The following is a 13,141-nucleotide window of genomic DNA, read 5'->3' on the forward strand; positions in this document are numbered from 1 at the left end:
CAGCACTGTTGTTAGTTAGGACATAAGGATGATCAACAATAATTTCCGTGTCGGAATTACAATCGTAATTGGCGTAATGTTCGTCGGTATCTTCTTCGGGCTGACCGAAGGATGCTCGGCAACGGAGAACAAGAATGCCGCCGATACCAAGCCGGTGATCAATGCCGTTAATTCAAATACAGCTACACAAGCAACGGTTAATGGCGGTTCTAAGATCACGATCGACCCGAACGGCCCCGCCGATACCGTCCGCGTATTTTATAAAAATTTACGTGAGAAGCGGTTTCGTGAGGCGATCTTTCTGACGAATTTGCGTCCGGCGGTCGAGGGCTTGACCGAAGCGGAGCTAAAAGAGTTTGCACTCGACTTTGAGGCACTTGCCGGGCAGATCCCGGCCGAGATCCAGATCAACGGTGAAATAATCAGCAGCGATCAGGCTACCGTGACGGCTAATCTGCCCGATCCGGACGAGGACGGCAAAAACTCAATACAAGAGATCAAGCTCAAACGGTCCGGCGACGTTTGGATAATTCAGACAGTCGATCCCGTTGCCGAGGCGAAGATCAAAAAGGACGGGAAAGCATATTTTTACAATCTGCGGATCGAGACTCACGAGGAAGAGGCCAAAAAGATGCTCGAACGAATCTCAAAGTCCCAACTCGCATACTCTCTCCAGAATGGTGGGGTTTTTGCGGATATGGCGACGCTCATCGCAGCCGGTCTATTACCGGACGATGTCACCACGAGCACGTCCACCGGTTACAAATATGTCATCAAAGTAGGCGAAAATAAGATCAATTATTTTGCTACCGCAATACCGGAATCTTATGGCAAAAGCGGTCGACTTTCCTTTTTGCTCCAGCTAGACGCCAAGGGTATTTCTCACGTCACAAGCAAAGACTTGCGTGGCCAGCCAATGAAAAAATGACGTCATTGTAAAAAAATGCGCAAACTCGTTGGATTTAAGTGTACTATTGAGTTACGACCGTTCGTTAAGTCAGAGTTGTGCTGAGGACCGACATAATGATCAGAAGACTCATTTCGAAACTAAATCGTTCGTTGTCTGAAAAAATGGTACCGGCCCGACGGAGATATACCGCACCCGTCAAGGTTTGGTTCGACCCCGACATAAACTCTGAACGTCACCGTCTTGCGGCAATGAGTGCGTGCATCATAGGCGAGACCATCGATATGAGCAGGTCGGGAATCGGATTTTTGGCACCTTCGATCCGCATCTCTGAAAAGTACCTCGTGGGCCACGACCGCCCGTTGAACATAGAGATCGACTTGCCCAACGGCAAAGTGCGAATGACTGCTATCGGCAGGCGTTACAAAAAGGGTGGCGCCGGTCCCAGTGACGACCGCTTTCTTATCGGGGCGCAAATAAGTAGTTATGGACCGGGCAGTGAAGAAGCGTACCTTCATTTTCTGAAAAACGGTCGCCGCTCTCGAAAGACTGCCGGTGAACTCGAACTCGGAATCGACTAGTATGCGGACAAATTTCGATAAAGCGCAGGCGAGCGGTCCTGCGCTTTTTTATTTTTCGCAATTGTCGTTCTATTTAAGTAAATATGCAAGATAATATCGGTATTGGAATCATAGGCACCGGATTTGCCCGAAAGGTGCAGATACCCGCATTTCTAAGCTGTGACGGAGTCCGTATCGCATCAGTCGCCAGTTATCGACTAGCAAACGCACAGGCGACCGCGGCGGAGGCCGGATCCGGACACTTTACGGACGATTGGCGGCAGACCGTCATTCGTGATGACGTCGATCTTGTCTGCATAACGACACCGCCGTCGTCCCATCACGAAATGACGATGTTCGCACTCGCACACGGCAAGCACATATTGTGTGAAAAGCCGATGGCGATGAATGTTGCTGAGGCTGCTGAGATGACGGCCGCCGCTCACGGCAAACCGTTGCTTGCGCTGATCGATCACGAATTGAGATTTCAAAAAGGCCGCCAAACCGCGTTCAAGATGCTCCGTGATGGCATTATCGGCAAGGTCCGTCACGCTAAGTCGTTTTTTCAGGCACCGCATCGGGGCGATCCGACACTGCCTTGGAATTGGTGGTCAGACGTCGGCGAAGGCGGTGGTGCACTCGGTGCTATCGGTTCACATATAATAGATTCCCTACATTGGTTTCTAGATGCTGATATTACATCCGTTTCGTGTCAGTTGCAGACCGACGTTAAAGAGCGAAGTGATGCCTCGGGTACGCTCCGGGCAGTGACCAGTGACGACAGTTGCTATATGCTCTTGAACTTTGCCGATAGTGAGCTAACCGACGGTGCGAGCGGAATCGTCTCGATCTCAATGACCGAAGGCCCGCATTATATGAACCGCGTCGAGTTTTATGGCTCCGGCGGCTCGATGCGGATCGATCATCTTGGTGAGGTTTACATTGCCAGATCGGGTGCCGCTGAATGGGAAGAGATCCCGACTGACCTCGGCAGAAAAATGCCCGGCATGCCCGACACCGGATTTGCCCGCGGTTTTATGGCGATAGCCCCCGTGATCGTTGCGGCTATCCGTTCAGGTGAAAACGAGATCGAACACGCCGCGACGTTTGCGGACGGGCTTCGTGTCCAAAAGGTGCTGGACGCCGCCCGGGCACTCGCCCTTCATGTGTGACAACCGCAAGATGAAACCCAACGACCCGTGCCACTGCGGCTCAGGCAAAAAGTTCAAGAAATGCCAAGGGGAGGGGACGTAGTCGATTACAAGTGAACAGTTATCAAAAGTCATTTTGAAAGGCGGCTCGATCCGCCTTTTTGTTTGCGTTTGTATTTATTATAGTTAATACTTTCAAAAACGGATTACCGCGATCACATTACCGTCGAACCTAAAAAACGCGGCAACAAACCTCGTGTACGTGTTCTCAGGATCGTAGTTCGATCCGCTCTTTTTTTGTGACAATTTATGAATGAATGGTTAATCAGCCACCTGGTTTGTCCGCGCGACAAGATGAAGTTGTCCCTCGTCGGTGACGATCTCATCTGCTCCGAAAAGCATATTTATCCGGTTTTTGATGACATCCCGATTATGCTTGTTGACGACGTCGAGACGACGCACGATTACATAACGCGGACGCTAGAGAAGGTTGAGCAATCGAAGGCGAATGAGACTGAGGCTGGTGTTCCTCCAACAGGAGCAAACGAACGAGTTCTTATTGATGCATTTGTTCAGGGCGAAATTCCTTATACATCCGGCATACTCTATTTTTCAGTACAAAACCGACTCACGCGATATCCAATCCCCGAAATCCGACTGCCGCAAGGAAACGGCGAAAGATTACTTGACATCGGCTGTAATTGGGGTAGATGGTCGATTGCGGCAGCTCACAAAGGTTATCAACCAGTCGGAATCGACCCAAGTCTTGACGCTGTTTTAGCTGCCCGGCGTGTATCGAGGCAGCTAGGTGTGGAAACTAGCTTTGTCGTCGGAGACGCTCGATTTTTACCTTTTGACGGCGATTCTTTTGACACGGTTTTCTCCTATGGTGTCTTTCAGCACTTTAGTAAAGAGAATGTTCGTACCTCGTTGGATGAAGTCGTAAGGGTATTAAAGCCGAACGGGAACACACTTTTTCAAATGCCGAATAAATATGGCATCAGGCAGTATCAACAGCACCGCAGGCGCGGATTTACCGAGGGCGAAGGCTTTGATGTCCGGTATTGGACACCCTCGGAGCTACTCAAAACGTTCCAAGATAAGTTCGGCCCGATGACATTGAGTGCAGATTGCTATTTTGGTCTCGGCATACAACATTCCGATGTTGACCTGTTGCCGCTAAAATATAGAATAGTGGTTCACTCGTCGCATTTAATACGGCAATTGAGCAAAATCGTGTCTCCACTTATACAAGTTGCTGACAGCGTTTATCTCGAATCGAAGAATTCAAAAAAATAGAGCTATTTAGTTAAATTAATGAGTGTCATTTTAGGAATCAATACATTTCACGCGGGATCATCGGCCTCAGTTATCATCGACGGCGTACCTGTTGTTGCACTAGCCGAAGAAAGGCTTAATCGCGTGAAGTATTACGCTGGATTCCCGACCTTGTCGATTAAGAAATGCCTTGAGATCGCCGGAGTTAAGTTTTCGGACATCGATGGCGTAGCTGTCGGGCGCGATTCTTCGGCAAATCTTCGTAAGAAATTAGAGTTCTCGCTCCGCCATCCGGGAAAGCTCTTAAACCTCGCGAGAATGCGGAGTAAAAGTAAGACCTTCGACGATATGAAATCGCTGATCGCGACTGAATGTCGTGTCGACAGTGACACACTCAAGTTCCAAACGTATAACGTTGAACACCACCTTGCACACACAGCGAGCGCCTATTTCATATCCGAATGGGACAAGTGTGCGGGGATAACCATCGATGGTTCAGGCGACTTCGTTTCGTGTTTGCTTTCGGATTGCTCGGGTGACGAAATAAAGCCGCTCAAGAAGATATTCGTGCCGCACTCGCTCGGAACGCTCTACACCGCCGTCTGCCAGTTCATCGGTTATGGAAAATATGGCGACGAAGGCAAAGTAATGGGTCTCGCACCACTGGGGAGTGATGTCTATCACGACTTTTTCGAGAAGATGCTGATATCGAAAAAAGATGGTTTCGAGTTAAACCCTGAATATTTTCTGCCGTTCGGAGCTAATCAGGGAATGGAAATCAACGATGCCGGAGAAATGGTCGTTCATCGTCTTTATTCCGATAAATTTATCAACGAATTGGGTGCTCCGCGTGAGAAACGTGGCGAGATAACACAACGCGACATGGATGTTTCGTTCAGCTTGCAGCACGTATTTGAAAAATACTATATGCATCTGCTCAATTCGCTTCACAACCTTGTTCCTACCGAAAAGGTCTCGATGGCGGGCGGTTGTGCATTAAACAGCGTGGCAAACGGCAAGTTGTTAATAGATACGCCGTTTCGAGAAACTTGTATTCAACCGGCGGCGGGAGATGATGGACTCGCGATCGGAGCTGCTCTTTACGTGTCCAACTCGATTCTCAAAGAGAACAAACGCTGGGTGATGAAGGATTCGTATTTAGGTAATGAGTTTTCCGATTCCGTAATAAAGGCCGAACTCGAACGCTATAACGTCAGCTTTAAGGAACTCAGCCGCGAGGAATTACTCGAAGCAACTGCGGAAGAGATCAAAAACGGTAACGTCATTGGCTGGTTCCAAGGCAGAATGGAATGGGGGCCGCGTGCCTTGGGCAACCGCTCGATCCTCGCCCATCCCGGATTTCCCAACATGAAGGACATTTTGAATGCCCGTATCAAACACCGCGAGTCTTTTCGCCCGTTTGCTCCGTCGGTGTTGCAGGAAAGACAGTCCGAACTCTTCGAACAGGATCATCCTTCACCGTTTATGCTCCATGTTTACAAAATTCGTCCCGAATGGCGCGACCGTTTGTCAGCGGTGAATCATGTGGACGATACTGGCCGTCTCCAAACGGTTGCCCGTGATGAGAATCCTCTTTACTATGACCTGATCAAAAAGTTTGAGGGCAAGACCGGAATTCCTGTTATTCTAAACACGAGTTTCAACGAAAACGAACCGATAGTCTGTGAACCGTTTCAAGCAATTGAATGCTTTCAACGGACAAAAATGGATACGCTTGTGATAGGTTCTTTCTTCTGCAAGAAGTGAGGTGACGGGAAATATGGAATGGAAAGTCCAAGAAATCTCACAACTTCGGGGTTTCACTATCGAGTGGGCGGAAATTGGCAATTACTACCTTTCCAAACGCAATCGGTTATTTCATTCGATTGATCTCAAGCCGCCTTTCACAGAAGTTGCCGTAATCGCCGCACCTGCATGGAAGCAGATTGTAGCTAACTCTCGACTCGCTCAGCGTCTACTTCGATTCATGGTCACCAATGTCATTCCCATGACGAACGGCGATCTCTTCGTCACCTTTGATAAGTCGGTGGGTGTTATTCGCGACGGGGGCTACAGCGAACTAAAAGGTCTCGTCCGTCCTTGCCGCGTACTCCGTTCGGCCTGTGCAGTCGATGGAAACGGTGATATCTTCTTCGGTGAGTATCTTGCGAACGACGAACGCGGTGAAATGCGGATCTACCGCTTTTCACAGGGTAGCGACGAACTAAAGATCGCCTACACCTTCCCTCCGAACTCGATCAAGCACATTCACGGCCTCTACTACGACAAATTCACCCAATCGATCTTTTGCTTAACGGGCGATAACGACTCTGAGTGCCAGATCTTGCGTTCCTCAAACGGTTTCGCAACTGCCGAGGTTGTCGGCTCCGGTGATGAATCATGGCGAGCGGTAAGCATCGTGTTTAACGAAACCCATTTCTACTACGGAACAGATGCTGAGTTCCGTGCCAACAACATTTACAAAGTGAACCGTGGTACTCTAGATCGGGACGACCTCGGAGAAGTAAACGGTACTGTGTTTTATTCCAAGAAGATCGGAGATCAACTATTCTTTACGACCACCGCCGAGAACGCCCCAAGCCAAAAAGAAAACGTCGCGGCCCTTTGGAATGTCAGCCGCGACGGAATTCTGAGTGAAATAACAAAATTCAAGAAGGATAAATGGCATCCTACCCTATTTCAGTTCGGCACCATCCACCTTCCAAACGGTCCCGACGATAAATCAAGTCTCTATTTTCATCTCGTCGGGGTTGAACGTGACAACAGAACCTTTAAGCTCTCGCGGGATTAGTGGTTCAAGGTCCATACCGTATGTCAATTGCAAGACCAAGCACCATTGATACGCTTTGCAAAAGCGCCCGAGCCGCTTCCACCACATGTGCTGGTCTGCTGACAATCTGAACAGTAGTACGCTGTCCCATTTCCAGGCGACCCAAGGTTTGAGTAGGTTCTAGAACCGAGTTTCAATGTGTCGATCTCAGTTTTATATTTGTTTGTACCGAAAAGCAAGATGGCATCGTCTTGAAGAGTGTACCCTTTGTTGGATTCGCAGGTTGCACCCTCAAAGCAAAATTTGTCACCAATTGAATAGAGTTGAGTGGTTCCTTTGGCAATAGCCGAAACGTCAGCTTGGTCGAAACCAAATTGGTTTCCCATTGACACGACAGTACTATCCTTCAACGTTACCCCACTCATAAATGTGTTATTCATTAGATATACTGGATAGTTTCGTCCAGTTCCGTATACCGAGTCACCATCTAGATGGACATCGTACGTGAAGTTTTCCGCCACAGTATTGCGGATGCTTAGATTCCCATGGTTATTTACGTAAACTAAGGCTTGAGCCATCGTTCCACTCACTGGACCGTTTCCAATAATTAGGTCCAGAGTCATATAGGTACTGTTTTCCAGATAAAACCCGTATCCACTCGCTGGAACAAGCATGTCAACACTAGTTACGCTCCAGCCGGAGTTATGGGAATTTATTCGTACGCCTTGGGTACAATTCTCAAAGAAGCTGTGATCTAGTCTTACATTGTCAAACTGCCATTCAGCAGAATTTTGAGCGTTGACGTAGATGCCTTTATCGAATCCAGTAAATTTCAAATTACTGAACTGAAAACCTAAACTTGATTGGTTAGAGCCGTTTCCTCCTTGGGCGAGTATTCCGTAATTTCCGGATGTTCCAAAGCCGGAAACCAAAGCAAGATCCCGGATTGAGACATCCTGAACTCCTTCGCCAATCTTAAAAATCGCTTTACTTGTTCCAACCTGCACGATCTTTGACGATAGATGGTACGAGGAGGACGGCAGAATTGGGTAGCTCGCATTTCCGACGAAGGAACTTCGGCCTGTTCCCACGATGGTTCGATAAGAATAAACTGTAAGCTCATCGTTTATGTAGTAATCAGCCTCGTCGAAGACCAATCTTCCCAATGCAGCATTCAAGGCGCGTTGTAAACGTGGTTGGTCGTTATTCTTGGTTACTGTTGTCGTCCCACTGGTTGCACCATTTGGAATGGTAAAAGTACCGTCACCGGATGTCCATGGGTAACAACTCGTGTGAAAAACTCCGTTGATTTGACCGCTGCTACAAGACTGCGATCGTCCGTCAATCGTTAAGAATACAGTCATAAAAATCGCAACAATTGCGATATTAGAAAATCTTGACATTTATTTATCCTCCTGATTTGTGAACTGGGGTCAGCATTATATAGTGGATAAACAACGTTGTCAATTGTTTAACATAACCAGATGTATTTCGCAAAGCATGTCCCGTCTAAGTTGGATGCATAATTTCATCGAACGCCGAAAGTGTGAACCCATCGTCGGCGGCTGGCTCGGCATAGAGGGAGCCCAAGCTCTCGAGGGCGATCCGGCAAACGTCGACGAACTATTTGCCGCCGGCTTCCGGATGATGTCGCCTTCGCACTTTTTTGATACCGAAATGGGCGGTTCGGCTCACGGTATCGAAAAGTACGGCCTGACCGAAAAGGGCCGCGAAATGGTGCGCCGAATGGAGGCAAAGCGAATGTTTGTCGATGTCGCACACGCTTCACAGCAGACGATCGACGACGTCCTCTCGATGGCGACGCGGCCGGTCGTGGTTTCGCACACCGGCGTAAAAGGTACGTGCGACAACAATAGAAACCTCTCTGACGATCAACTTCGAAGGGTCGCGGCCACCGGCGGCATTGTCGGCATCGGTTTTTGGGATACCGCGGTTTGCGGCAGTGATGCGGCGGCGATCGCCCGAGCCATCAAGTACGCCGTTTCAGTCATAGGTGCGGCGCACGTCGCTCTCGGTTCGGACTTTGACGGTTCGGTAAAAGTCCCGTTCGACACTAGCGGTGATGTCCTGATAACCGAGGCACTGATCGCTGAGGGTATTTCCGATGACGATATTGCACTCATAATGGGCGGCAATGTGCTGAAATTACTTTCCGAAAACCTTCCCGAGTAAACTATCTTGCACATACTGTATTCAACTTTGTCGGCAAAACTAGTACAATTCGACTCAGAACTGCGGAAGAATTGATCCGGTTTATTTGCCGGGCATAGTATCTGGCCCGGATAATCACTTAGTTAAATTAAATTCACGCGAGCGGCCCCGGTTTCGCTCGCATTGCTACCAGGAGCACTTGATGAAAAAGTTTTTTGCCGTAATGGCTGTAATACTGTTTGCGTTGCTGGCCACGGCTGCGTTCTACTTTCCGCTGACGACGTCTGAGGCACAGGCCGACTTCGGCGTTGACCCGGCCGAGCCCGATATGCCACGCATTTGGGATCGTTCGCGATCGACATTTGGCAAAGAAGATTTTCTCAAAGAGCGAGCGGAGGCGTATGCCATAAAGCGTGGCATCATTGACGGCAATGCTCCCGATCCCGGTGCACGTCCTGCGGCTGTCAGAAAGATGGAGCAGCAGGAGATCGCCCGCGACCTTTTGCCGCCATCGGAGGCAAAGAATGCACTGCTCGCCGCCTGGAGTCCGATCGGCCCTAATCCGATACCGAATGGATCTTTTCCGTGGTCCGGCCGAGTGATCGCGATCGCGGTCCATCCAACCAACCCAAACATCGTCTACGTCGGTGCGGCACAGGGCGGACTCTACCGTTCGACGGACGGCGGGACTAACTGGACAGCATTGATGGACAATGCCTTGAGCCTCGCCATCGGTGCCATCGCGATCTCACCGTCACAACCCGAAACCGTCTATGTCGGAACCGGAGAACCAAACTTTTCGTCCGACAGTTTCTTTGGCGTCGGCATCTATCGCATCGATAACGCCAGCACGACGGCCAACATCTCGGGCCCGTTCAATAAGAATGCGGGGAATTCCGATATCTTTACCGGCCGCGGCATCGGCGAGATCATCGTCCATCCGACCAATCCGAATGTGATCTTTGCGGGCTCGACCTCGGGTCTCGGAGGCATCGGCGGGGCCGCAAATAATGTACTGCCGTCACGCGGCATTTACCGCTCGGATAATGCCGCCGGAGCGTCACCGACATTTACAAAAATGACGGGACTCGCGGCCAATACGAACGCAAGTATCCGCGATCTGGCGATCGACCCGAATGATCCCAACATCCTCATCGCAAACGCCATTATCGGCGGCGGCACCGGCGGTATCTACCGCTCGACCAACGCACTTGCGGCCGATCCGACAACGGCGACATTTGCTCTCGTCGAGGCATTCAACTCGACGTCGACTAGCGAGCTTACGGCCGAGTTTACGGCTATCCACCCGGCCGCCAATGCCGACGCGACGTTTTACGCGGCAACCGGCAATCTCGGCGGACGCGTATTGCGTTCGACAAATGGTGGTGCGACGTGGACCCAGCAGATCGACAATAATTTCTGCACACCGCAGTGTTTTTATGACATTGCTGTCGCTGTCGATCCGGTCAATGCCGATAAACTGTATCTCGCAGGTTCGCCGACTATGGTCATTGGCTATTCGAGTAATGCCGGCGTTTCATTTACTAATTCGGGCTCCGGCGTTCACGTCGATTCCCACGCGATCGCGGTCGCTCCATCTGACCCGAACACTGTTTATCTGGGCACCGACGGTGGTATTTATAAGTCCACAAACGCGGCGGCATCGTTTACATCGCTTAATAACAGCCAGTTTTTTGCCACCCAGTTTATGGGTGTTTCGGTGCATCCGACCGACCCCAACTTCACGATCGGCGGGACACAGGATAACGGCACCAACTATTACAGCCCGACAGGGACCTGGGCACGGGTTGATAGCGGCGATGGCGGTTACACGGTGATCGACCAAAACGCCGCTGACACGACCAATGTCAGGATGTATCACACATATTACAACTCCATCTCTGGCACCCTCGCCGGATATGCGACCCGCGGTACGACATCAGCAAGTTGGTTATTTCGCGGGTGTAACGGCTCGGCGGGCAATGGTATTAATTGCAACGATACCAATGTCCTCTTTTATGCTCCGCTTGAGTCAGGGCCCGGCAACCCCAATTCGATCTACTTTGGGACAGACCGCCTTTACCGCTCGGGAGACACCGGAGTCACTCATACGGTTGTCAGCCAGGCTCCGATCGAGTCGGGCGTGGCGGTCAGTGCGATAGGTATCTCGCCGCAGAATGACAATGTTCGCATCGTTGGCCTTGCCAATGGCGGCATCTATGGGACGACCACGGGTTCGTTAACGCTGACCAATCTTGATCCGAGCAACACGGTCCCGAACTTCTTTATCGCTCGCGCCATTGTCGATCCTAACAACGTAAACACGGCGTATGTGTCGATGTCAGCGTTTGGCATCGCAACAGTTTACAAGACGACCAATCTTAGTAGCGGTACACCGACCTGGACCCTCGCTTCCGGTTCCGCCGGCAACGCCTTGCCGTTGGTTCCCGCCAGCGGATTTATCGTCGATCCGAGTGATTCGAACACGCTCTATGCCGGCACGGACATAGGCGTTTACAAATCAGCCAATGGCGGTGCGACCTGGGCACCATTCGGAACCGGATTGCCGCGAGTGGCGGTATTTGACCTCGCTATCACTGCCGGTTCGCCGCGAAAGTTGCGTATCGCGACACACGGCAAAGGGATGTACGATATCAGCCTGGCGACCGCCCCGACGGTTCGTTCGCCGTTCGATTTTGACGGCGATAATAAGACCGACATTTCGATCTTTCGTCCGGCACCGGGCGAATGGTGGTACTCCAAGAGCAGCAACGGCGGCAACGGAGCCGTTACATTCGGCACTTCGAGCGATACGCTCACACCGGTTGATTTCACCGGAGACGGCAAGACAGATATTGCATTTTTCCGCCCGTCGACCGGCCTCTGGTACGTTCTCCGCAGCGAAGATCTGACGTTCTACGCTTTTCCGTTCGGTACGACCGGCGACGTGCCCGTCCCGGCTGATTACGACGGCGACAACAAGGGCGACGCGGCAGTTTTCCGCCCAACGACCAGCACGTGGTACATCAGCAATTCCGGCGGCGGCACGACCATTACCGGATTCGGCGCGGCGGGCGATCGGCCCGTTCCGGCTGATTACGATGGCGACGGCAAGGCCGACGTCGGTATCTATCGTCCCGGCCCGGGCCAGTGGTGGATCCAGCGGAGCACCGCCGGACTCGTCGCGGTACAATTTGGCCAAACCGGCGATAAGACGGTACCCGGTGACTACACGGGTGACGGAAAGGCGGACATTGCCTATTTCCGCCCATCCACGGGTAACTGGACGGTTTTGAGAAGCGAGGACTTTTCGTTCTTTGCTTTCCCGTTCGGTACGACCGGTGACGTGCCGGTCCCGGGCGATTATGACGGTGATGGCAAGGCAGACGCGGCTATATTCCGTCCGTCAACGTCGACGTGGTACGCACAACGCTCGACCGCCGGAACGCTCATCCAAGCCTTTGGCCAAGCCGGCGATATTGCGGTACCAAATCTGTTCGTTAGATAACAGATGTAACGTGGAATAACCGCAAACGGCGGTGACTGTGAACAAGGAGTCGCGAGGGCCAACCTCGCGGCTCTTTTTTTGTTCGAGTCTTTCGGCCCAAGAGTGTCCCAAATTAGGTCGATTTAATTTGAAACAGTCAGCTTACATATTGTGTAACGCTAAGCCGTCCGTTTGCTGTGAGTTACAGGCGAAAAGTGTTTCAAATTAATTCCACGTTTCTGCCGAATTTGAAACAACTTAAGTCTTTTATTTAGCCACTTTAACCCCCGATTTTGTTTCAAATTAATTTTCATCCCCTCAGGCTTTTTGCAGAATGTGCTCGGAACTGCCGTAACCAAGTTGTTTAGAGCAGTTACGGCATCTCGGGTGTTTCATATTACAATTCCATATATCAGGACAATCTGATTCATTTTGCTTCGACTATTCTGCATTCCGGATGCTCCGTTGTTGGTTGACCAAGGTGTCCCATGTCCCGACACCTCAGCGCACGCAGCGTGTCATTGATGCTCGATTCGGACTCGCATAACTCGTTAGTTTTCAAAGATCAATTGACTGGTTAAATTGTAACACGGATTGCAACGATACGTTTCTGTCGCATAGATGCAACGTCACGAGAAGGCTTTATTTGAATGCGGATGACGCCGATATTTCGGATCGATCTATAAAAGATGATCTTAAGATACGCCCTTATCTACGTCATCTGCGTCATCTGCGTTTAAGTTCTTCGTTAAATCAAAATGAGCCGCCGACCACTCAGACAATCCCCGCGTAAGG

At 50.7% G+C, this 13,141-nt stretch carries 10 protein-coding genes; 9 read left to right on the plus strand and 1 reads right to left on the minus strand.

What is annotated here, in order from left to right; translation table 11 throughout:
• Positions 1-28 precede the first annotated feature (28 nt).
• The 7 genes from IPQ00_16880 (at position 29) to IPQ00_16910 (ending at position 6,708) form a co-directional block, all read left to right on the plus strand.
• On the plus strand, positions 29-928 hold the full coding sequence (locus tag IPQ00_16880; GenBank protein ID MBL0242240.1) for a hypothetical protein: 900 nt from the start codon (positions 29-31) through the stop codon (positions 926-928).
• 95 nt (positions 929-1,023) lie between these two features.
• Entirely contained in the window at positions 1,024-1,488 is a 465-nt protein-coding gene (locus IPQ00_16885; GenBank protein ID MBL0242241.1) for a hypothetical protein, read from the plus strand.
• Positions 1,489-1,571: 83 nt separating this feature from the next.
• A complete protein-coding gene (locus IPQ00_16890) occupies positions 1,572-2,639 on the plus strand; it encodes a Gfo/Idh/MocA family oxidoreductase (GenBank protein MBL0242242.1) in 1,068 nt (355 codons plus the stop codon).
• Positions 2,632-2,721: an SEC-C domain-containing protein gene (locus IPQ00_16895; GenBank protein MBL0242243.1), complete on the plus strand. Its 90-nt coding sequence runs from the start codon at positions 2,632-2,634 to the stop codon at positions 2,719-2,721. Before IPQ00_16890 ends, IPQ00_16895 begins: the two co-directional genes overlap by 8 nt.
• A gap of 206 nt (positions 2,722-2,927) precedes the next feature.
• Positions 2,928-3,917 carry a methyltransferase domain-containing protein gene (locus IPQ00_16900; protein ID MBL0242244.1) on the plus strand — a complete coding sequence of 330 codons (990 nt, stop codon included), beginning with the start codon at positions 2,928-2,930 and terminating at the stop codon, positions 3,915-3,917.
• Between the two features lie 18 nt (positions 3,918-3,935).
• Positions 3,936-5,663, plus strand: a complete 1,728-nt coding sequence (locus IPQ00_16905; GenBank protein MBL0242245.1) for a carbamoyltransferase — start codon at positions 3,936-3,938, stop codon at positions 5,661-5,663.
• A 13-nt stretch (positions 5,664-5,676) separates the two neighbouring features.
• Positions 5,677-6,708 (plus strand): hypothetical protein, encoded by a 1,032-nt coding sequence (locus tag IPQ00_16910; GenBank protein ID MBL0242246.1) that lies wholly within the window; start codon positions 5,677-5,679, stop codon positions 6,706-6,708.
• 23 nt (positions 6,709-6,731) lie between these two features.
• Here IPQ00_16910 and IPQ00_16915 read toward each other — a convergent pair whose 3' ends face one another.
• Complete coding sequence (locus IPQ00_16915; GenBank protein ID MBL0242247.1) at positions 6,732-8,090, minus strand: hypothetical protein; 1,359 nt, start codon at positions 8,088-8,090, stop codon at positions 6,732-6,734.
• Positions 8,091-8,187: 97 nt separating this feature from the next.
• Here IPQ00_16915 and IPQ00_16920 point away from each other — a divergent pair, with 97 nt between their 5' ends.
• Positions 8,188-8,880, plus strand: a complete 693-nt coding sequence (locus IPQ00_16920; GenBank protein MBL0242248.1) for a membrane dipeptidase — start codon at positions 8,188-8,190, stop codon at positions 8,878-8,880.
• A gap of 181 nt (positions 8,881-9,061) precedes the next feature.
• A complete protein-coding gene (locus tag IPQ00_16925; GenBank protein MBL0242249.1) occupies positions 9,062-12,367 on the plus strand; it encodes a VCBS repeat-containing protein in 3,306 nt (1,101 codons plus the stop codon).
• The last annotated feature ends 774 nt before the right edge of the window (positions 12,368-13,141 follow it).

The organism is Chloracidobacterium sp. (genome assembly GCA_016720705.1).
Classification (GTDB): Bacteria; Acidobacteriota; Blastocatellia; order Pyrinomonadales; family Pyrinomonadaceae; genus OLB17.